This window comes from Halomonas sp. KAO (genome assembly GCF_015595025.1).
GTDB lineage: Bacteria > Pseudomonadota > Gammaproteobacteria > Pseudomonadales > Halomonadaceae > Halomonas.
The window spans coordinates 222,701-243,833 of record NZ_JADNRL010000010.1 but is presented as its reverse complement, the minus strand read 5'-3'; the positions used below and the strand labels follow the sequence as shown (position 1 = coordinate 243,833).

20 protein-coding genes and 2 pseudogenes are annotated in these 21,133 nt (G+C 65.6%); 4 read left to right on the top strand and 18 right to left on the bottom strand.

What is annotated here, in order from left to right:
* Positions 1-131 precede the first annotated feature (131 nt).
* Positions 132-914: a ZIP family metal transporter gene (locus IOC61_RS05070; protein WP_195687780.1), complete on the top strand. Its 783-nt coding sequence runs from the start codon at positions 132-134 to the stop codon at positions 912-914.
* 135 nt (positions 915-1,049) lie between these two features.
* Here IOC61_RS05070 and IOC61_RS05065 read toward each other — a convergent pair whose 3' ends face one another.
* The 7 genes from IOC61_RS05065 to IOC61_RS05035 all read right to left on the bottom strand — a co-directional run bounded on the left by IOC61_RS05065 (position 1,050) and on the right by IOC61_RS05035 (position 6,470).
* Complete coding sequence (locus IOC61_RS05065; RefSeq protein ID WP_195687779.1) at positions 1,050-1,910, bottom strand: ABC transporter permease; 861 nt, start codon at positions 1,908-1,910, stop codon at positions 1,050-1,052.
* A gap of 21 nt (positions 1,911-1,931) precedes the next feature.
* Positions 1,932-2,789, bottom strand: coding sequence for an ABC transporter permease (locus tag IOC61_RS05060; protein ID WP_195687778.1), 858 nt, complete (start codon positions 2,787-2,789; stop codon positions 1,932-1,934).
* Complete coding sequence (locus IOC61_RS05055; RefSeq protein WP_195687777.1) at positions 2,789-3,889, bottom strand: ABC transporter ATP-binding protein; 1,101 nt, start codon at positions 3,887-3,889, stop codon at positions 2,789-2,791. Before IOC61_RS05055 ends, IOC61_RS05060 begins: the two co-directional genes overlap by 1 nt.
* A 5-nt stretch (positions 3,890-3,894) precedes the next feature.
* The gene (locus IOC61_RS05050; protein WP_195687776.1) at positions 3,895-4,971 is read right to left on the bottom strand and encodes an extracellular solute-binding protein; all 1,077 of its coding nucleotides are present in this window, start codon (positions 4,969-4,971) and stop codon (positions 3,895-3,897) included.
* A 199-nt stretch (positions 4,972-5,170) separates the two neighbouring features.
* Entirely contained in the window at positions 5,171-5,494 is a 324-nt protein-coding gene (locus tag IOC61_RS05045) for an AzlD family protein (RefSeq protein ID WP_195687775.1), read from the bottom strand.
* Positions 5,484-6,200: an AzlC family ABC transporter permease gene (locus IOC61_RS05040; RefSeq protein WP_195687774.1), complete on the bottom strand. Its 717-nt coding sequence runs from the start codon at positions 6,198-6,200 to the stop codon at positions 5,484-5,486. The genes IOC61_RS05045 and IOC61_RS05040 overlap by 11 nt, the downstream gene beginning before the upstream one ends.
* A gap of 30 nt (positions 6,201-6,230) precedes the next feature.
* Positions 6,231-6,470: a hypothetical protein gene (locus tag IOC61_RS05035; protein WP_195687773.1), complete on the bottom strand. Its 240-nt coding sequence runs from the start codon at positions 6,468-6,470 to the stop codon at positions 6,231-6,233.
* 429 nt (positions 6,471-6,899) lie between these two features.
* On the opposite strand from IOC61_RS05035, the gene IOC61_RS05030 reads away from it, so the two are divergent.
* Positions 6,900-7,460 (top strand): cysteine hydrolase family protein, encoded by a 561-nt coding sequence (locus IOC61_RS05030; RefSeq protein ID WP_195687772.1) that lies wholly within the window; start codon positions 6,900-6,902, stop codon positions 7,458-7,460.
* Here the strand turns inward: IOC61_RS05030 and IOC61_RS05025 are convergent.
* From IOC61_RS05025 to IOC61_RS04980, 10 genes and pseudogenes are all read right to left on the bottom strand, one after another.
* Positions 7,444-7,629 (bottom strand): annotated as a pseudogene (locus IOC61_RS05025) (L-serine ammonia-lyase, iron-sulfur-dependent, subunit alpha); the annotation flags it as partial. The gene IOC61_RS05030 and the pseudogene IOC61_RS05025 overlap by 17 nt on opposite strands.
* A gap of 73 nt (positions 7,630-7,702) precedes the next feature.
* Positions 7,703-8,230 (bottom strand): annotated as a pseudogene (locus tag IOC61_RS05020) (molybdate ABC transporter substrate-binding protein); the annotation flags it as partial.
* 24 nt (positions 8,231-8,254) lie between these two features.
* Positions 8,255-9,634, bottom strand: coding sequence for an L-serine ammonia-lyase (locus IOC61_RS05015; protein WP_195687770.1), 1,380 nt, complete (start codon positions 9,632-9,634; stop codon positions 8,255-8,257).
* A 64-nt stretch (positions 9,635-9,698) separates the two neighbouring features.
* Positions 9,699-10,922 carry a serine/threonine transporter SstT gene (gene sstT, locus IOC61_RS05010; RefSeq protein WP_195687769.1) on the bottom strand — a complete coding sequence of 408 codons (1,224 nt, stop codon included), beginning with the start codon at positions 10,920-10,922 and terminating at the stop codon, positions 9,699-9,701.
* A gap of 172 nt (positions 10,923-11,094) precedes the next feature.
* Positions 11,095-12,210: a glycine cleavage system aminomethyltransferase GcvT gene (gene gcvT, locus IOC61_RS05005; RefSeq protein ID WP_195687768.1), complete on the bottom strand. Its 1,116-nt coding sequence runs from the start codon at positions 12,208-12,210 to the stop codon at positions 11,095-11,097.
* 326 nt (positions 12,211-12,536) lie between these two features.
* Positions 12,537-12,845, bottom strand: coding sequence for a monooxygenase (locus tag IOC61_RS05000; RefSeq protein ID WP_195687767.1), 309 nt, complete (start codon positions 12,843-12,845; stop codon positions 12,537-12,539).
* Positions 12,846-12,904: 59 nt separating this feature from the next.
* A complete protein-coding gene (locus IOC61_RS04995) occupies positions 12,905-13,147 on the bottom strand; it encodes a hypothetical protein (RefSeq protein WP_195687766.1) in 243 nt (80 codons plus the stop codon).
* Between the two features lie 139 nt (positions 13,148-13,286).
* Entirely contained in the window at positions 13,287-15,020 is a 1,734-nt protein-coding gene (locus tag IOC61_RS04990; protein ID WP_195687765.1) for an NADP-dependent isocitrate dehydrogenase, read from the bottom strand.
* 102 nt (positions 15,021-15,122) lie between these two features.
* The gene (locus IOC61_RS04985) at positions 15,123-16,427 is read right to left on the bottom strand and encodes a cation:proton antiporter (protein WP_195687764.1); all 1,305 of its coding nucleotides are present in this window, start codon (positions 16,425-16,427) and stop codon (positions 15,123-15,125) included.
* Positions 16,428-16,483: 56 nt separating this feature from the next.
* On the bottom strand, positions 16,484-17,755 hold the full coding sequence (locus tag IOC61_RS04980) for a threonine ammonia-lyase (RefSeq protein ID WP_195687763.1): 1,272 nt from the start codon (positions 17,753-17,755) through the stop codon (positions 16,484-16,486).
* A 156-nt stretch (positions 17,756-17,911) separates the two neighbouring features.
* Between IOC61_RS04980 and IOC61_RS04975 the strand changes: the two genes are divergently transcribed.
* Positions 17,912-18,703: a tellurite resistance TerB family protein gene (locus tag IOC61_RS04975; protein ID WP_195687762.1), complete on the top strand. Its 792-nt coding sequence runs from the start codon at positions 17,912-17,914 to the stop codon at positions 18,701-18,703.
* A complete protein-coding gene (locus tag IOC61_RS04970; RefSeq protein ID WP_195687761.1) occupies positions 18,703-19,176 on the top strand; it encodes a phosphatidylglycerophosphatase A in 474 nt (157 codons plus the stop codon). Before IOC61_RS04975 ends, IOC61_RS04970 begins: the two co-directional genes overlap by 1 nt.
* Here the strand turns inward: IOC61_RS04970 and IOC61_RS04965 are convergent.
* Entirely contained in the window at positions 19,161-21,092 is a 1,932-nt protein-coding gene (locus IOC61_RS04965; protein WP_420706331.1) for an alkaline phosphatase D family protein, read from the bottom strand. The two genes, IOC61_RS04970 and IOC61_RS04965, sit on opposite strands and share 16 nt — an antisense overlap.
* Positions 21,093-21,133 lie beyond the last annotated feature (41 nt).

The window sequence follows — 21,133 nt, the reverse complement described above, 5'->3', positions numbered from 1 at the left end:
TTGGATGTGTGCGTGTCACTGCATGGATGATAGGCCCATTGCTTTTTTCTAAGTTAATGAATTAAAAGAATAAAAAATGTACTCTGCTCGAGGGAAGTCTCGACACAACACCGAATCAATGGAAAGGTTTCATGGACAATATTGACCCTGTCACGCTCGGCTTTCTAGGGAGCCTCATTGCCGGCTCAATGACAGCCATCGGAGCCCTGCCTGTCATGTTCAGCAAGGCCCCGGACCGGGCCGTACGTGATCTGACGCTGGGATTTGCCGCTGGTGTCATGTTGGCAGCCTCCTTCTTCTCACTGATCGTTCCATCGCTGGAAGCCTCGGAGCTGCTTTACGGTGGCAGGTTTATCCCTGCGGCTATCACCTGTGTCGCGATTCTGGTGGGGATGGGGGGCGTTGCCCTGATGAACAGGCTCCTTCCTCACGAGCATTTTCAGCAAGGTCGTGAGGGGCCGGAAGCCGCATCACTGCGGCGCATCTGGCTGTTCATCTTCGCCATCACGATTCATAACCTGCCGGAGGGGCTGGCCGTGGGGGTGGGGTTCGGGGCAAGAGGCTTCGAAGGGGGGCTACCCCTGGCCATCGGTATCGGCCTGCAGAATGTACCGGAGGGGCTGGCTGTGGCGGTCGCGCTGTTAGGAGAGGGCTACTCACGCCGACGTTCCTGGGCGGTCGCTTCTCTGACTGGCCTGGTGGAACCTTTGGGTGGCTTGCTAGGCGCCGGAGTCGTGAGCCTGTCGCAGGTGCTGCTCCCCTGGGGGCTCGCATTTGCTGCCGGTGCCATGCTCTATGTCATCAGCCACGAGATCATCCCCGAGACTCACCGCAGTGGCCATCAACAGAAAGCCACGATGGGGCTCTCGATAGGCCTGGTGATCATGCTGTTCCTGGATGTCTCCTTGGGTTGAAGGTCAAGGCGTCTGGTCGAATAAAGTAACGGCTGATATGCCCCTCGGCGACCGCCGCTTGGTAGCCCTTCGGGGATCTGCTCGTGGCAGTGCCAGGCAAAGGCCTGAATCCTGGTGTCGTTAAATTGAGAAGGCTCAGGCGCTGCTGTCCGAGCCCCGCCGCAGGACCAGGGCGGCCAGCAGGGCCGAGGCCACCATGAGGACCAGGGCGGCGGCATTGAGCACCGGGGTGGAGCCCTCGCGCAGGCGGTTGAACAGTGCCACGGTCAGCGGGGTGTCGCTGCCGGTGAGCATCACCGTGGTATTGAAGTTTTCGAACGACATCAGGAAGGCCATGGCGGCGGCGCCGAAGATGGCCGGCAGCAGCCAGGGCAGGGTGACGGTGAACCAGGCCACCAGCGGGGTGGCGCCGAGGTTGAGGGCCGCCTCCTCGAGCTGGGGGTCGAACTTGCGCAGCCGTGCGGCGATGACCAGGGTGCTCAGGGTGGTGATGAAGCTGACCTGGCCCATCACCACCAGCGGGGTGCCGGGACGAAACAGGTCCAGCTCCACCGCCCAGGCGCGGGAGACCTCGTTGGCCATGCCGCTGTAGAACACCAGGATCGACACGCCGAGGATCACCCCGGGAATCACCAGCGGCAGCAACAGCAGCAGATAGAGGAACTCCTTGCCACGGAAGTCGAGCCGTTCGAACAGCACGGCATTGCCACACCCCAGCGCCACGCTGACCAGCGTCACCCAGAAGGCGATCCTGACGCTGACCCACAGCGCCGCGAGCAGGCCGCTGTCGTGGAAGAAGCCGGTGCGTCCGTCACTGCCATCGGCGATGAACCAGTCCAGCGTGGCGCCCTTCCAGGGCAGCGACGGGAAGGGGGCATCGTTGAAGGCAAAGGCGGCGGTTACCACCAGCGGCAGCGCCAGGTAGAGGAAGAAGGCGACGAGGTAGGCCAGATAGAGGCCATTGAACCAGCGCGAGCGGGGTACCGAACGAATCATCCGCTTGTCCTCACCATTCGTTTAGCCCATGACCTTGCGCAGCGACTGGCCGGTCAGCTTGAGCCCGAGCCATACGATCAGCGACGACAGCACCAGCAGCAGCACGCCCAGCGCCGCCCCCTGCTCCCAGTTGAAGCGGGTGATGAACTGGGTGAATATCTGGCCGGTAAACCAGGCGCTGTCCTTGCCCCCCATCAGGATCGGCGTGAGGTAGCTGCCCAGGGTCAGCATGAACACCACAATGCAGCCGGAGACGATGCCGGGCATGGCCCAGGGCACGACGATTTCCCGCATGACCGTGACATGGCCGCCACCGAGGTCGTAGCCGGCCTCGACCAGGTTGTCGTCCATGCCCTCCAGGGTGGTCACCAGTGGCACCACCATGAACAGTAGACCGTTGTAGACCAGCCCGACGATCACCGCGACGTCGTTGTAGAGCATCTCCACCGGCCCATCGACCCAGCCGAAGCCTTGCAGGGCGGCGCTGAACAGCCCGCTCTCGCGCAGCAGGATCATCCAGCCGTAGGTGCGCACCAGCTCACTGGCCCAGAACGGCACCAGACAGGCGAGAAACAGCCAGCCCTTGGCCCGCCCACGTGCCAGCCGGGCGATATACCAGGCCACCGGGAAGGCGATCAGCAGGGTGATCAGGGTGGTAAACAGCGACATCACCCCGGTGCGCAGGAAGGTGCGCCAGTAGTAGGACTCGGTGAAGAAGTTGCGGTACTGCTCCACGCCGAAGGCCAGGGTGTCCCAGCTCTCCCGCACCTGAAACGAGACCCGCAGCATCTGCACATGGGGCAGCAGCACCAGCAGCACGATCCATAGCGCGAAGGGGGTGAGCAGCAACCACAGCGACAGCTTTCCGGTCGAGCGCATCAGCTGGTCTCCGCCGCAAATACCCGCGCCAGCTGCGGGTCCCACGCCAGCGTCACGCTGGAGCCCTCCTCGGGCACCGGCACGCTGCCATCCTGAGGCAGGCGCACATAGCAGCGCTCGCCGGCCGCCTCGACCTCCACCCGGCTGTTGGCGCCGTCGAACAGGGTGGTGTGTACCTGGGCCGTCAGCGTGCAGTGCCCCGGCGCGGAAGCGCCCAGCACCAGGGACTCGGGGCGGATGAACAACTCGGCCCGGTCGCCGACTTCTGGTGCCTGGTGATGGCCTGTATCGGCCAGGCGCCCGCTGATGGTGCAACCATCCGCCAGCGCGATCTGCGCCAGCTCGCCCTCCCGCGCCAGCAGCTTGCCGCCGAGACGGTTGTTGTCGCCGACGAAGCTCGCCACGAAGGGGGTGGCGGGCTCGCGATAGAGCGCTTCGGGCGTGGCCACCTGGTCGAAGCGGCCGTCACGCATCACCGCGACCCGGTCGGACATCACCAGCGCCTCGGACTGGTCATGGGTGATATACACGAAGGTGGTGCCGAAGGCCTTCTGCAGGTTCTTGAGCTCGACCTTCATCTGGTCCCGCAGCTTCAGGTCCAGGGCGCCGAGGGGCTCATCGAGCAGCAGCAGGGTAGGTTTCAGCACCAGGCAGCGCGCCAGGGCGACACGCTGGCGCTGGCCACCGGACAGTTGCTGGGGGAGGCGTGCCTCCATGCCGGCCAGCCCGACCTGCTCCAGCACCCCGGCGATGCGTCGACGCCGCTCGGCGGTGGGCACCTTGCGGCGCTTGAGGCCGTAGGCGATGTTGTCGCCCACGCTCATGGTGGGAAACAGCGCCAGATGCTGGAAGACCATATTGACCGGGCGATGGTTGGGCGCGACATCGTTCATGCGCCGACCGCGGATCATGATGTCGCCCGAATCTGGCCGGTCGAAACCGGCCAGCATGCGCAGCAGCGTGGTCTTGCCACAGCCCGAGGGGCCCAGGATGGAGAAGAAGCTCCCAGCGGGGATCTCAAGCGATACCTGGTTCACCGCGGTGTGCGATCCAAAACGGCGAACCAGGTCCTGGCAGTGCAGATCGATATCGACTGCCATGCCGGTTACTTCGCGGCCTGAACGCGATCCAGCACCTGGCCTTCGACGGTCTCGAGGCCCGGCGGCACCGGCGGATACCATCGGATGTTGTCGATGGCGCCATCGTCGAAGCTGGCGCGGTAGGCGTCACGCAGATCGGCATCGACGAACTCGTCGGCGCCCCTGGAGACGGTGAAGTTGCCCGAGGCGTTGGTGATCTTGGCGGCGATCTCCGGCTGCATCACGAAGTTGATCCACCGATAGGCCGCCTCCTCGTTCTCGCTGCGGCGCGGAATGGCGAAGGTGTCGATCCAGCCAAGCGCACCGGACTCCGGTGCCACGAAGTTGATCTCGGGGTCTTCGGCATTCAGCTTCCAGCCGCCGGCATCCCAGGCCATGGCGGCCTTCACCTCGCCGGTACGCAGCAGCGACAGCAGCTGGTCGCCACCGGTCCAGTAGGTCTTCACATTGGCCTTGCAGTCGATCAGCTTCTCTTCCGCCTGGGAGAGGATATCGGCGTAGGCATCCCGGTCGTGATAGGCGGCGAAGGGGTCGAGTCCCATGGAGAAGGCGAAGCCCATGAGCGTCGGGCGCTTCAGCCGGTAGCTGACCTGGCCGGCCACCTCGTCGCGGCACAGGTCGGTATAGTCGGTGACGATATCCTTCACGCTGTCATGCACGATCAGCCCGCTGGTGCCCCACACCGCCGGCACGCCGTAGTAATTGCCGTCGAGCTCGGTGGCCTGCTGGGTCGCCTCGACCATCGAGGCCTGCATGTTGGCGGTCTCCAGGCGGCTGTAATCCACCGGCTTGTAGACATTGAACTGACGCTGCACGCCGACGATGCGGTCCTGGCTGGGCTGGGCCAGGTCGAATCCCGCTCCGCCGGTGGCACGCAGCTTGGAGATCATGTCCTCGTTGTTGGAGAGGGTGATCTGCACATCGATGCCGGTCTGCTCCTCGAAGGCCGCCACCACCTCGTCGGGGGCATAGCCGCCCCAGGTGATGATCCTCAGCTCCTCGGCCGAGGCGGCGCCTGCCGATAGCCCCAGCGTCGAGGCCATGGCGATCGCTGTTAGTGTTGTTGTGCGCATCCTGGTCATGAGTGTCCCCTTGAAGGTGGTGGGCCAAACATTCGTCGAAGGTGATAGACCCAAGGAAGGTTATAGCCCATAAGTGTCACCTTTGTGAAACCGGGCGGGAGCCAAACCAGGCAGAGCGAAACCGGCAAGCCAGGCAGGGGGACAGGCATGCCGGTCGTTACGGCTCGCAACGGGATGACGCAGCTACGCGGGCATGGGCCTACGCCAGCATGGGCCACAGGTGCCGGAACAGTGCCGCCACCAGGATGCCTCCGGCGATGGCCGGCAGCGGCTTCTTCAGCGTCAGCATGATCGCTGCAGTGGTCAGCAGGGCCAGGCGTGCGCCGTTGTCGCCGCTCACCGCTAGCGGGGCGAGCAGTGCCACCAGTACCGAGCCCGACATGGCGTGGATAAACTGCCTGACTCGGTAGCCGATGGGCACGAAGGACATCACGAATACGCCGCCCCAGCGGGTTGCCAGGGTGACCACCGCCATGGCCAGGATGATGATCAGGGTTCCCAGACCGGCCGTCTCAATGTTCATGGTCGCGCTTCCCCCAGATAACACCGGCCAGGCCACCGGCGATGGCCCCCACTACCACGTGGCTGTTGTCCGGCAGATAGTAGAAGGCGAGCAGCGAGGCGCCGGCGGCCACCCCCCAGATCAGCAGCATGCGCAGGTTCTTCTCGCCACCCACCACCATGGCCAGCAGGAAGCAGCCCATCACCATGTCGAGTCCCAGGCTGGCGGGGTCGCGTATGGCACCCCCCACACTCAGGCCGAGCCAGGTGCCGAGGACCCAGAAGCACCACAGGGCGATACCGCCGCCCAGCAGCACGCCCAGTCCAGGACGACCGCGGGTGAACTCCTGGGTGGCCATGGCCCAGTTGGCATCGGAGGCGACCAGCATGATGCCGTAGCGCTTGGCAGGCGGAAGCGGCTCGAGCCAGGGGTAGAGGGTGGCCCCCATCAGCAGGTGCCGGGCATTGATGGCGAAGACGGTCACCATCATGGTGAACAGCGGGATCTGCGGCTCCCATAGCTCCAGGACGGCAAACTGGGAGGCGCCGGCGAACACCAGGGTGCTCATCAGCATGATGGTGCCGTCGTCGAGGCCGGCCTGGGGCGCGGCCACGCCGAAGGCGATGCCGAAGATGGTGACGAATAGCGAGATGGGCAGCAGCGCCTTGAATCCATCCCACACCAGCGTGCGATCCAGCCGGTGCAATGTCGCCTCCTTGCGTGCCATGTCGGGTTCCTCTACTCCCATGTGATCGGGTCAAGCATACGGGTTGAATGATGTTCCTGCAGGAACAGTTCGCCAGGGGCGGTGGCCGCCATCCAGCGGATCCTGTCGGCCAGTGACGCTGCTTCCAAGACGCCGCAACCGCTTGGCGAGGATGACATCGTCGCGCAGCTCCGGACGGACGAGGTCATCCTGGGTCAGAACCAGTGCTGCGAGGCAGTCGCGCGCGGTGTTCGGGCGTTGTCCAGCGGTAGTCTGTGTCGGGTAGGTCATGATGATGGTCTCCCATTCCCCTGTTAGACGGTGGTTAGCGTGGTCGGCAAGCGCCGACCCAGGGGAGTGGAGCCGTGCGCCGCTTTAGCTGCATTTGTATCCCGCCCGCAAGTTGGTGCTTAAATCGGCGGTGGCCCGAGGGCCAGAAACAGAAAACCCGCTTTGCATGGGCTAAAGCGGGCTCTGGGCGTCGCTTTAGCGGAACTTGTAGAGCGCCCGCAAGCTGGGAGTCAAATCGGCGCTGGGTTCAAGTTACGGCGCCGCCGGGGGCGTTGTCAAATGACTGACTAATGTGGAAGCAGAGCATCAGAGCGAGTCTGCCATCGTGGCGTACCAGAGGCGTGGGTTTTTGCCTCTCCATCGGGCCTGGTATCTCTGTCATGATGCAGGCTCTACCCGTTTACTGCCTACTTCCAGGAGAACAACGATATGAGTCCTACCGCCCTGATGATCGTCGACCTGCAGAATGACTACTTCCCGGAGGGCAAGTGGCCGCTGGTCGGCATCGAGTCTGCCACCGAGAAGGCCGTGGCCGTGCTCGAACATTTCCGCGAACATGCTCTACCCATCGTGCATATCCGCCATGAGTTCTCTTCCGACGAGGCTCCCTTCTTTGTGCCAGATAGCCAGGGGGCGCATATTCACCGCTCCATGGCACCGCAGGAGTCAAGCAACGAGGCGGTGATTCTCAAGAATAACGTCAACGCCTTCCTGGGCACCAACTTGCACCAGCACCTGCAGACGCAGGGTATCGAGCATCTGGTAGTCATCGGCGCCATGAGCCATATGTGCATCGACGCCGCTACCCGAGCCGCCTCGGATCTCGGCTATGGGGTCACCGTGCTGCAGGACGCCTGCGCTACCCACGATCAGACGTTCAACGGCGTGACGGTGCCGGCCGCTCAGGTGCATGCCTCCTTTATGGCTGGGTTGGCCTTCGCCTATGCCGAGGTCACCGATGCTGCCGAGTGGCTCAAGCGGCACCCTTAGTCCTCTCGGCCTGGAATAACCCGCAACACCCGATGGCGTTGGCGGCGAGGCCGCCTTTCGAGGTCTCCTTGCACTTCTCCTGCATGTCCGCGCCGGTGTCACGCATGGCGCGGATCACCCTGTCCAGCGAGATGAACTGCCTGTCGCCACCACGTAGCGCCACCTGGGCCTCGACGACGAAGCCGCCGCCCATCGAGTGGTAGGGGGCTTCGCCGTGATCATGGGCGATCAGGCACCTGACGTCACTCTTTCGGCAGGCCTGGCGCGTCGAAGCCGTACTTTGCCAGCACGCCTTGTCCCGCCGGCGAGAGGATATGAAGCGCCAGCCGCCAAGCCGACGCCGGGGCGTCGTTCAGCACCATCAGGCCGTAATCGGCGCCGACCGACAGGGCCTCGGGCACCTGCACGATCTGCAGGTCGGCCACCTCGCGCTGTGCCAGCACTGCGTTGGTGCAGTAGGTCAGGAACAGGTCCGCTCGGTTGCTCTCCATCACCCAGCCATAGGTGTTGCGCCCTTCGGGGGCCGGGGCGCTGTCGGGGCCGCCCGTCAGCTGTATGGCCTTGTGCTCCAATGCGGCCTGGGCGCCTTCACGCACCATGTCTGCCCTGGCGAAAAGCTCCCAGGCGTAGTCGCCCGATGGGTCGGCGCCGGGGGTCGAGGTGCCGAGCCTGGTGTCATCGGACAGCATGACTTCCAGCAGGGTCTCGGACGAGACGTCCAGGCCGGGCTGTGCAAGGCCGCAGAGGCGGTTTCGGGCGAAGAGGACAACCGGTCCCTCTCGTCGATGCGTGCCTCAACACTCGATGGCGTTGACGGCGAGGCCGCCCTTCGAGGTCTCCTTGTACTTCTCCTGCATGTCGGCACCGGTATCACGCATGGTGCGGATCACCTTGTCCAGGGAGATGAACTGCTTGCCGTCACCACGCAGCGCCATCTGGGCGGCGTTGATCGCCTTCACCGAGGCGATGGCGTTGCGCTCGATGCAGGGCACCTGCACCAGCCCCCCCACCGGATCGCAGGTCAGTCCCAGGTTGTGCTCCAGGCCGATCTCCGCGGCGTTCTCCACCTGGTCGACGCTGCCGCCCATCACCTCGGTGAGGCCGGCGGCGGCCATGGCGCAGGCCGAGCCCACCTCGCCCTGACAGCCCACCTCGGCACCGGAGATGGAGGCGTTCTTCTTGCACAGGATGCCCACGGCGCCGGCCGCCAGCAGGAAGTCCACCACGTCGCGCTCGCAGGCGCCCTTGCGGAACTGCATGTAGTACTGGAGCACCGCCGGGATAATCCCCGCCGCGCCGTTGGTGGGCGCGGTGACCATGCGGCCACCGGCGGCGTTCTCCTCGTTGACCGCCAGCGCATAGAGGTTGACCCAGTCCATGGCGGACATGGTGGAGGCGATCAACGAGTGGTCATCCTCGCTGGCCAGCATGCGCTGGTGCAGGCTCCTGGCGCGACGCTTGACGTTGAGTCCGCCGGGCAGCACGCCTTCGGCTTCCATGCCCTTCTCGATGCACGCCTGCATCGCCGTCCAGATGGTCAGCAGGCCCTCACGGATCTCCGCCTCGCTGCGCCACGCCTTCTCGTTCTCAAGCATCAGCTCGCTGATGCGCAGGCCGTGCTCATGGCACATGCGCAACAGCTCGTCGCCGGTCTGGAAGTCGAAGGGCAGCTCGGTCCGGTCGGTATCCAGCTCCCCTTCGGCGGCCTGGGCCTCGTCGACGACGAAGCCGCCGCCCACCGAGTAGTAGGTGTTGCGGTAGAGCTCATCGCCGTGGCCATGGGCGATCAGGCGCATGGCGTTGGGGTGATGGGGCAGGTTCTCCTCGAGCAGCTGCATGTCACGGATCCAGCGGAAGGGGACGCTGTGGCGGTCATCCAGGAGCAGTGCCTCCGACTCCTTCAGCTCCTCGATGGCCGGCGCGATGATGTCGGGGTCAATGCTGTCGGGCCGCTCGCCCATCAGGCCCATGATCACCGCGTGATCGGTGCCGTGGCCGATGCCGGTGGCGGAGAGCGAGCCGAAGAGCTGGACCTCCACGCGGGCCACACGGGTCAGCAGATCACGCTCGTTGAGCTCGCCGACGAAGTCGTAGGCGGCCCGCATCGGGCCCACGGTGTGTGAGCTCGAGGGTCCCACGCCGATCTTGAACAGGTCAAAGACGCTGATGGACATAGTCATTCACCTTTTGTTGTCTGAGTGACCGCTTGATATGTGACGGCTGTTCGAGTGACACGGGTCAGTTCTGGCGGCTCTCCGCGGCGCGGCAGGCGGCCGCGGTAAACAGCACGTCGGTGGAGGAGTTCAGCGCGGTTTCGGTGGAGTCCTGCACCACGCTGATCACGAAGCCGATGGCGACGACCTGCATGGCCACATCGGTGGAGATGCCGAACAGGCTGGCGGCCATGGGAATCAGCAGCAGCGAGCCGCCGGCGACGCCCGAGACGCCACAGGCGGCCAGTGCCGAGACCACGCACAGCAGCAGGGCCGTGGGGAAGTCGACGCTGATCCCCAGGGTATTGGCCGCGGCCAGGGTGATCACCGAGATGGTGATCGCCGCGCCGGCCATGTTGACGGTAGCGCCCAGCGGGATGGAGATGGCATAGGTGTCGGGGTCCAGCTCGAGGCGCTCGCAGAGCGCCATGTTGACCGGGATGTTCGCCGCCGAGCTGCGCGTGAAGAAGGCGGTGATGGCGCTGCCGCGCAGGCAGGCGAAGACCAGCGGGTAGGGGTTGCGGCGGGTCTGCCAGAAGACGATCAGCGGGTTGGTCACCAGTGCCACGAACAGCATGCAGCCGACGATGACGCCCAGCAGCTGCCCATACTCGAGCAGGGCGCCCAGTCCCGCCTCGGCCAGGGTGTTGGCGACCAGGCCGAAGATGCCCAGGGGGGCGAAACGAATGACCACGCGAACGATGCCCGAGACCGCCTCGGAGAGGTCGTTGAGGGTGTTACGGGTGCTGTCGCTGGCGTGGCGCAGCATCAGGCCGAGGCCGATGGCCCAGGCCAGGATGGCGATGAAGTTGGCCTCCATCAGTGCGCTGACCGGGTTGGCAACGGCGTTGAGCAGCAGGTTGCGCAGGATCTCGATGATGCCGCCCGGCGGGTTGCCGCTGACCTCGGGCATATCGAGCGTCAGGGTGGTGGGGAAGGTGAAGCTTGCCACCACGGCGACCAGCGCCGCCACCAGGGTGCCGATCACATAGAGCAGCAGCACGCCGCGAATATGGGTGGGTTGTCCCTTGCGATGACCGGCGATGGCGGTCGCCACCAGCACGAAGACCAGGATCGGGGCCACGGCCTTGAGGGCCGAGACGAACAGCTCGCCGAGCAGTGAAAACGAGAGTGCGAGCCCCGGAGAGAGGGAGGCGAGCAGGATGCCGCAGACGATACCGATGGCAATCTGGGTGATCAGGCCCAGGCGCATCAGGGGGCCGAAGAGGGCGTTCAGGGTGGAAGTCATCGAGGGTCTCTCGGTGGTTGGAAGCGTGCTGGATTGCCCCGGGGCCGGATCAGCGGCCCTGGGATGGCAGCCTGCCCCGGTGCGGTGGCGCCAGGGCAGGAGGCGGTACTTCTGTCGCGGCCCAGGGCGTTGTCTGCCGTACAAGCGCCGCGTATGTCAGTTGGGGTGGCCGTTATTTGCCGCGGTAGTAGCCCGGGGTGATAAACGGGGTCTTGCTGACGGTCATGGGCAGGCGCTTGCCACGCACCTCGGCGTAGACGGTGGTGCCAACCTCGGCATGGGCGATGGGCAGATATCCCATGGCGACCGGCTTGCCGACGCTGGGGCCGAAACCGCCGGAGGTCACGGTGCCGATGGTGTTGCCGTCGGCGTCGACCAGCGGGGCGCCTTCACGCACCGGGGCACGCCCCTCGCCGAGTAGGCCGACCCGCTTGCGGGTGTGGTCCTTGGCCTCGACCTGGTGGAGGATCGCCTCGGCACCCGGGAAACCGCCGGGGCGCTCGCCGTCGTTGCGGCGCGGCTTGGCGATGGCCCAGATCAGGCCGGCCTCAACCGGCAGGGTGGTGGTGTCGATATCGTGGCCGTAGAGACACAGGCCGGCTTCCAGCCGCAGGGAGTCGCGGGCGCCGAGGCCGATCGCCTCCACCTCCGGCTCGGCCAGCAGGCGGCGAGTCAGGGCGTCGGTCTGGTCGGCGGGCATCGAGATCTCGAAACCGTCTTCACCGGTGTAGCCGCTGCGGCTGATCCAGACCGGAATGCCGTCGATCTCGAAGTGGCCATGCTGCATGAAGACCAGCTCGGTGGCGGCGGGGCAGAGACGCTTCATCACCTCGGCGGTCTGCGGCCCCTGGATGGCGATCAGGCCGCGATCCAGCTCCTCGATCTCGTGCCCCACGGGCAGGTTGTCGCGCAGGTGGGCGATATCCTGATCGCGGCAGGCGGCATTGACCACCAGATAGAGCTCGTCGCCGGTGTTGGCCACCATCAGGTCGTCGAGGATGCCGCCGGCGTCGTTGGTGAACATCGCATAGCGCTGCATGCCTTCGGGCAGGCCGACGATATCCGAGGGGACCAGGGTCTCCAGCGCCTCGGCGGGGGAGGGGCCACGCAGCAGCAGCTGGCCCATGTGCGAGACATCGAACAGCCCGCAGGCGGTACGCGTGTGCTCATGCTCCTTCTTCACGCCCAGTGGATACTGAACCGGCATCTCGTAGCCGGCGAAGGGGACCAGCTTGGCGCCGAGCTCGACATGCAGATCATGGAGAGGGGTGCGTTTCAGCTCGCTCATGGGGGCCTCCGATAACAGGAAATAACGAAGCGGGGTGCCTCAAGGATAGCGGCAACCGGGTAGCATAGCGCCTAGAGTAGACGATGTTTCCTATTGGAAACAATGGGCGGTAAAAAGAATCCCGGCCCGGAGGGGAGCGAAGGGGGCGTTGGAGTGGCTTGCCCCGATAGAGGCCAGGCAAGGGGGGGGCGAGACTGGCCTGAGCCGGGCGCCCGGTACCGTAGGAGAGGGGATGAGGGGTGACGATACGTGCAGGGGCCTTGGCGAGGGTCTGGTTTTCCTATTGGAAACAGCCCGATGCCGGGCTGCTTCCCTACCGCCGGCGCTCAGCTCTCTATGGGGCCGTCGTTGATGGCGGATAGTGCCTCGTTGGCCTCGAGGATCTGCGCTTCGATGCCCGTCACGCCCATGCCTTCCAGGCGAGCGGTATGCATCTGTCGATAGGCCTCGGCCTCCTTGCGGGTGGCGAAGAGGTAGATGCCGCCAGCGCGTCCGGCCTGTTCGTCCTCCGTCCAGATCTTCCAGATCAGGCCGGGTTCATCGTTGATGGATCTGGCCAGTGGCGTCATGGCCTTGACCATTGCCTTGCCGAAGGGACCGTCGAAAGGGAAGTGTACCTGCAGAATTACGGCCATCTGTGGCCTCCTTTCGGTTGGGGATTGAGGGGGGCTGGCTGGTGGCGTCGTGACGTGGGTCAGACGAACTCGGAGTCGTCGGTGCGAAAGATCGCTTCCTCCTCACCGGGCAGTGTCACCGAGAACTCGCCGCCTCCCAGGTAGTTGACCGGGTGGCCCTCGCGGGTGCGCAGGCTGGGTGGGCCGCTGATCGGGCCGGCGTGGGTCAGCTCGCCGAGTTCCTTGACGCTGACCTGGATGTCGATCATCACCTCTCGGCCCTGGTCGTCGAAGGCCATGATGGTGCGTTCGTGCTCGCTCATGGGGCTGTCTCCGGCAGGTGGGATGGCAGTCAGTATCGGCATTTTTGACGCCAGTAGCGAGTGGCAAAACGCAACGGGGCCTGCACAAAGGCAGGCCCCGTGGTGGTCAAACGCGATGTCGAGCGGCGATGTCGGGCGATCAGAGCCGGCTGGCCACGGCGTCGAGGAAGCCCTGCATATCGACCAGGGTCTCGCTAGCCGGATCGCTGGTCTTGCCCTTGAGGTCGCCGGTGATGAAGCCGGCATCGACGGTGTCGATCAGCGCCTCCTTGAGGCGCTGGGCGTACTCCATCAGCGCGGCGTTCGCTTCACGCTCGCCTAGGGTCTCCAGGGCGTTGGCCACGGCGAACAGCAGGGCGGAGGAGTTGAAGTGAGCCTCCTTGCCATCGGTCTCCAGGTACTTGAGGTAGAGATCGTGGGCCGTGCCATGGGGCGCCTCGAACAGCATGGTGCCGTCCTTGCTCTCGATGATCGAGCTGGCGGTGGCCAGGCTGCCGCCCAGGGCGGCGGAGATATCCGAGAAGATGTCGCCGTCCAGGTTCTGCGCCGGGTAGAGGGCGTTGCGGGGCGGATCGGTGATCATCTTGGTCAGCTGGCTGGAGGGCCGCATGATCATGAACGAGGGCGGCGCGGTGTCGTTTTCGGCCAGCTTGCGGCGCACGTCGGTGATCACGGTGCTGAACACCTCGTCGTACTCCATGTACTCGCGCTTGAGGCCGAAGTAGACCTCCTTGTTCTTGCGCGAGGCATCACGGAATACCTGCAGTACCCAATCCCTGATCGCCACATGGTCGTTGGACATCAACAGGATCGGATCGCCCTTCTTGATGTGGCGGGCATGCTTCTCCTCGCCGTCGACGATCACCTTGAGGATGCCGTCCTCGTCGGCGGGGGCGTTGAAGCTGCCGTACTGGTCGCCGCCACCGGCACTCATGCGCGAGATGGAGACCTGGGCCTTGCGGTCGGGAATGCCGAACTGCTTGAGCTGCTCGACCAGCTTGTAGAGCTTGCGCCCGGTGTTGTTGTCGGGCACGCCCCAGATGGCCCGCTCCGGCGGGTTGGCGACCAGGCGTGCGGCCTGGGCGTCGATCAGCTCATAGAAGTAGCTGAGACCCAGGGCTTCGGCCTGCTCGCGGTAGTGCTCTTCGAAGATGGTCTCGATGGCGGCACGCATCACGCCATCATAGCCGGCGATGACGGTATCCTTGAGGCCAAGATAGATATCGCGCTTCTCGTCGATGGCGCGCTGGAAGAAGCGGTGTGCCCAGGCCTTGACCTTCTCCAGGTCATTGGTTGCCAGCAGCCAGGGGTCACCCTTCTGCACTTCGCGACGGTGGAGCTCCACCGGGTTACCGCTGGAGCCCACGAACATCAGCCTGACCACGCCGGTGTCGCGGGAGAGCTCGTTGAAGCTGTCCTTGATGCCGCCGGTGTCCATGGTGTCGACCACGATATCGCGGCCGACCCACTCGGGGCGCTTGACCAGCAGGTTGCGGAACTGGATGTCCTCGCGGGTGATATTGCCGCCGATGCCCTTGCGGATGGCGCCGTTGGGGGATTTGGTGGCCAGCGGATGCAGTCGGCTGCTGTCGATGTCCGGGTGCTTGGCGAGCAGCTCGCCGAGCTGCGCGCGGTTGACCGTCATGCCGGCATTCTTGATGCCCACACCGTAGTGCTTGAGCGCCTCCACGGCATCGATCACCACCTGGCCATTGGTCACCAGGCGGTTCTCGGCGGAGAGGTCGATCTCGACGAGGGGGATCTCTAGCCGGGAGGTCACGAAGGTGTCGAGAATCTTCTCGAAGGCTACCTGAGCCATCTCGTCACCGTGGAGAATGACCAGGGGGGCCTCGACTTTGATCTTGCTGCTCATCGCCTCGTCTCATTTTACGTACAGAAGGGTGTATAGGGTACGCCGGAAGGTCCGATGGTGCCATGCCTCCAAGGGGGGAGGCAGGGTTGAGGCCTACTGGCATCAGCCGCACCTTGTGCGTTCTCGCTGGTGACGCCGCTCGCGAAGTGCCATGACGGGGGTGGCCATCACGCCATGCACGCAGATCGAGAGTGTCACCACAAAGGCGCAGGTCGCCCACAGCAGCTCGGTGTCTTGAAAGTCGCCGTTGTGCAGCGCATAGGCGAGATAGTAGAGACAGCCGATACCGCGAATGCCGAAGAAACTGGCGATCAGGCGGTCAAGGAAGGGTAGCCTTCGGCTACCCAATGTCGCCACAAGGCCGGCCAGCGGGCGTATCACGAAGATCAACAGCACGCCGAGCAGCGCGGCCTCCCAGGTGAGTGGAGCCAGTACCCCGCCGGCGATGGCACCGCCCAGAGCGATCAGGATGCCGGTCATCAGCAGCTGCTCCGACTGCTCGGCGAAGGTGTGCAGCGACCTGTGGGTCTGGTGCGTCCTTTCGCGATGCTTGATGGTCAGCGCCCCGATGAAGACCGCCAGGAAGCCGTAACCACCGACGGCCTCGGTCAGGCCGTAGAGCAGCAGCGTACCCGCCAGCGCTCCGGTTCCGGCCTTCATCCTCTGCTGTTCGGTCTCGATCGGCAGCCGCAGCAGGATGGCGGCGAGCAACCAGCCGATGGCGGCTCCCGCTCCGGCTCCCACGACGATCTTGTAGAGCACATCGACGAGCAGCCACTGCGTCAGCCAGCCGGATGGCGTCATCCCCTCGGCAAGCATCAGCAGGGCGAGATAGGTGAAGGGGAAGGCGAGGGCGTCGTTCAGGCCGGCCTCGGAGGTCAGCGTGAAGCGCAATTCATCCTCGCTCTGTCGAGGATCGATACCCTCACCCGGCGCCTCTCCTGGCTCGTCGACCTGCACGTCCGAGGCCAGCACCGGGTCGGTGGGGGCAAGTACGGCGCCAAGCAGCACGGCGGCGGCGGGGGCCAGGCCCAGCATCCCCCAGCCCAGCAGGGCCACGCCCAAGATCGACAGCGGCATGCAGATGCCCAGCAGGCGCCAGGTGGAGCCCCAGGTGCGCAGGCTCGGCAGGCGATCGATCTTCAACCCCACGCCCATCAACGAGATGATCACCCCGACCTCGGTCAGGTGTAGCGCCAGGCGGCCGTGCCGCTCGGGATCCGGTGGGGTCAGGCCAAGGGGCAGGGCGAAGGCGAGATAGCCCAGGGCCAGAGGGATGATCGGAAAGGAGAAGGGAACATCGCGGAAACGCTGGAGCAGCGTCGCCAGCGCCAATACGCCCAGGCCCACCACCACGACCATCAGGTTGTACTCGCCCAGTACCTTGAGCGTACTCGTCAGTTCCATAGGAGGTCTCCCGGTGTCGCTGAGCGTGATCGAAACGGTGTGACAGCCGAGTCAGGCTAGCCGGCACCGCTTGCAGTCTCAAGGCGCTCGCTGCCGGCCCAGCGCTCGTCCGGGTGGACCTCGTTGGCCGGCAGTACCGGGTCGTAGCCATCGCGGCGCAGCGCTTCGATCACCTCATGGGTGTGGTCGCTGCCCAGGGTCTCCAGGGTGGCTTCCACTTCGGTGGCGCGCAGCGAGAGGTCGGTAAAGGTGCGGTGGTGGGCAATATGGATGACGTTGGCGTGCTGTTCGGCAAGCTGTCGGGTCTGCTCGGCCAGGGCACCGGGGACGTCGGGGATCGCCACGCGCACGCGCACGATTCGTCCCGTGCGCACCAGGCCACGCTGAATCACCGAGGAGAGCGCCAGCATGTCGATATTGCCGCCGCACAGCACCAGGCCCACCTTGCGTCCACGATAGCGCTCGGGGTCGGAGAGCACGGCGGCCAGGCCGGCGGCGCCGGCGCCCTCGGCCACGCTCTTCTCGATCTCCAGCAGCAGCAGGATGGCGCGCTCGATCTCCGGTTCGTCCACCAGCACGATATCGCGTACCCGCTCGCGCACGATGGGCAGGGTCAGCCTGCCGGGCTGCTTGACCGCAATGCCCTCGGCCAGGGTGGCCAGGCCACACTGGATCTCCTCGTTGGCCAGCGCCTGCTGCATGGCGGGGAAGCGCCGGGTCTGCACGCCCACGATCTCGATGCCGGGCTTGAGCTCGGTGGCGGCGATGGCATTGCCACTGATCAGCCCGCCGCCGCCGATGGGAATCACCAGGGTGTCGAGGTCCGGGGCGTCCTCGAGCATCTCCAGGGCGATGGTGCCCTGGCCGGCGATGATGCGTTCGTCGTCGTAGGGGTGCACGAAGACCAGGTCGCGTTCGGCGGCCAGGCGGTGGGCGACCTCGCCGGCCTCGGCCACCCCTTCGCCCTCGAGGTGAACTTCCGCCCCCAGCTTGCGGGTGTTGTGCACCTTGAGGTTGGGGGTGTGGCGAGGCATGACGATGGTGGCACGGATGCCCAGGCGTGCCGCGTGATAGGCCACCGCCTGGGCGTGGTTGCCGGCGGACATGGCGATGACGCCGCGCTGTCGCTCCTGCTCGCCAAGCGTCAGCAGGTGATTGAGTGCTCCGCGCTCCTTGAAGGCGGCGGTGAACTGGTGGTTCTCGAACTTGATGTAGAGTTCGCAGCCGGCGATGCGGGACAGGGTATGCGAGAGCAAGCAGGGGGTACGCTCCACGCTGCCTCGGATGCGCTCGGCGGCGGTGCGAATATCATCGAGAGTGACGCTCATGGCGAGGGTGGCTCCTGTTTCCTTTCCGGTTTTCATGATGCGGTCTCGGGTGGTGGATGTCGAAATGAATAGCGAAACGGATGTTTCAAGGCCGGTGCCTGGGATAGAGTCGACCCAAGCCCCGTAGGGGGAGTGTTCAGCCAGGAGGAGAGCGCGATGAATGCCAGCAAGATACTCGAGCAGCTGATGAAGCAGGCCGGCGGTTCCGGCAGCCGGTCTAACGAGGGCGGCCAGGGCCTGGATATCAAGGGCATGCTCGATGGCCTCTCCCGCCAGTTTGGCGGTGGACAGGGCGGCGGTAATCAGGGTGCAAATAGAGAGGGTGGAGATAGCCAGGGCAGCGGCAGCCAGGGCGGTGGCTCGGGCTTCGATGTCAAGAGCCTGCTGGGCGGCGGCGCCCTGGGACTGCTGGTGGGCTCCAAGCGGGGCCGCAAGCTGGGCGGCAAGGCGCTCAAGTATGGCGCCATCGCCGGCGTGGGAGTGTTGGCCTGGAAGGCGTGGCAGAACTCGCGCGACGGCGCCTCCTCATCAGGCGGGCAGGGCGGTGCAGCGCCCGCCGAGGGTGAGCCGGTGGAACAGCTGGGGGGCGAGGCGCGCGAGCGGCGCAGCCTGGAGCTGCTGCAGGCGATGATCATGGCCGCCCGCGCTGACGGGCATATCGATGATCAGGAGCGGGAACTGATCGCCGGCCAGATCGATGCCCTGGGGGCCGATCAGGAGCTGCATGCCTGGGTGGAGCGTCAGCTTCAGGCGCCGCTGGACGCCGAGGCGCTGGCGGCGCAGGTCGATTCGCCCCAGGCGGCCCGCGAGATGTACCTGATCAGCGTGGCGGTGGTCGACGAGCAGAACGCCATGGAGCGCGCCTGGCTCGACCAGCTCGGCCGCGCCCTGTCACTGCCGGGGGAGGTGACCACGGAGCTTGAACACCAGGCCCGGGAGGCCGGTTGATGGTCGACCCTCTGATGACCCTGGCCACCGGCCTCGGCCTGGGGCTCTCGCCCTGGGCCTCGGGCACGCTGGGCTCGCTGCTCGGCCTGCCGCTGGCCTGGTGGCTGCTGGGACGCACTTGGCGGATACAGGTCGCGGTCACGCTGACGCTGCTGCTGGCCGCGGTGCCGGTATGTCACCTGGCCGAGCAGGCGCTGGGCGACAAGGATGATGGGCGCATCGTGCTCGACGAGATCGTCGCCTTCCCGGTGGCGGTAGTGGGTCAGGCGGCGGCGCGTCAGCCTCTGGCGCTGGCCTCCGCCTTCGTGGTCTATCGCCTGTTCGACGCCACCAAGCCGCCGCCGGTGAGCCTGGTCGAAACCATGCCCGGCGGCGTCGGCATCGTGCTCGACGACGTGATCGCCGCCGCCATGACCTGGCTGGTGATGGCCGGTGGCCTGATGCTCTGGCGGCGGCGTCAGGCCTCTTGGTGAGATTCCGGTGGAAAGCGCACCTCGAAGCCGCGGGCGTCCAGCTGGCGGATATCGCGGGGGCGGCCTTGTTCATCGAAGTCGACCAGGCCGATCCCGCTGCCGTTCCAGAGCCGCTCGCCGGCGCGGGCACGATCCGGGTCGCGGGGCGTGATGGCCAGGCGTCGGCGCTTGGTGAGCCAGTTGAGCGGTGACCAGGGCGCATAGAGCCAGCGGTTCAGGCGGTCGAACCAGTCGAGCAGGGTGTCGGGAAAGGCGTTCTTGATGCCGCTGGAGGTGATCTGCCAGAGCCGTGGTCCATGGCTGCGCTGGCGGATTCGGATGTCGTAGGCGAAGGAGTAATGCACGTCGCCGGAGAGGATGACGTAGTTCCCCGGGGTGCGCGAGTGGCGGAAGATATTGAGCAGCACCTTGGCGGCGCCGCGGTGAGCCATCCAGTTCTCGGCATCGACTACCAGCGGCTTGCCGGCCAGGCTAAAGAGTTTCTGGATCACTTCGATCAGCTTGACGCCGAACATCGGCGCCGGTGAGACGATGATCGTCGAGGGGTGGCCGAGCAGTGCCTGCTGGAAGTCGCTGAGCGCCTCCCAGTCCATCAGCCCCGAGGGACGCTTGGGACTGCGCTCGCTGCGCCAGCGCCGGGTTCGGGTATCGAGCACCACCAGAGGTGGCTCCCCCGGCACCTGATACTCCCAGCCTTCGAAGCGCAGCAGGCGCTGGATCATGGCATCCAGGGCCTCGCCGTCGAGCCAGCCGCCATTCCCCCTGGCGGCCTCGAGCACATGCGTGCATTCGTTCAGCGGTTCGGCCAGGCGTTCGGGGTCGTTGCCCCAGCCCTGGCACAACAGGTAGCCCAGCAGGGCGTTGCCGATGATGCGCCGCGAGAAGGGGTGGCCGTAGGCGGTGTGCTCCCAGTCGGCGGTGAGGTTCCAGTCGTCGGTGATATCGTGATCGTCGAAGATCATCAGAGTGGGCAGCCGAGCAAGCAGGCGTGCGCAGGCCGGCAATCCCGCCACGAAGCGCTCGATCACCGCCTGTTGTTCGCGGAACAGCGACGTATGCTCGGCGTCGAGCGTCGGCGGTCCCACCTCGACCAGCTCCCAGGGCGTCGGCGACCACACCAGCAGATACATGGCGACCATCTCGGCGAAGGTGGCCAGATGGTTGTGGGCATTGGCCGAGGTGAATATCGGCTTGCGCACGCCGCCGAAGAAGCGCTCTCGCAGATTCTCCGAACTCTCGACATCGGGCAACAGCGACTCGCGGTCGTAATAGTGTGCGGCGTCGCCATGCAACGCCCGGCTATCGGCCACCACGGCACCCTCCAGCGGCTCGTCGAACAGCTCCAGGCGATGGATCAGGGCATGAATCGCCACCAGCATGGGACCGGCGACATCGTCGGCGTAGACCTGGTCGCCGGTCATCAGCAGCCAGGCGGGGCGCTCCTCGGGGGCTGCGCGGCGCTCGGCCAGCCACGCCTCGGCGCGCACCAGACCGTCGCCGCCGTCATGGTGGGGCTTGCGACAGGAGCCATGCAGCAGCCGGTGGTGGCGACTGGCCAGCACGAAGGTGGGCAGTTCGCCATCGGCGTCGAGCAGGTGTGGCCCCCAGCCGGCGATGCCGCGCTCCTGATCACCATCGTGCAGGTAAAGGTCGTAGGTGATCAGGGCATCCCGAGGCAGCGGGTCCTCCAGCGGCAGGTCGATCAGATACAGCCAGGCGTGGCGCCCCACCGGCACTCGCCGGCAATGATCGTCGGCAATGGCTAGCCGGCGAGGCGATTCATTCGTGGGCACCAGCTCGAGCGATAGCGACAGGGGGCGGCTGGTGGCCAGCCACAGTGCCAGGCGGTCGGGAGCCAGGCGGCGCAGCAGGGGGCCGGCGAGCACATCGGGCAGGGGAGTCGTATCTTGTGGCATGGCCATCCTTTGCTGATGTCAGTCTGTTCGGTGAGCCCCGG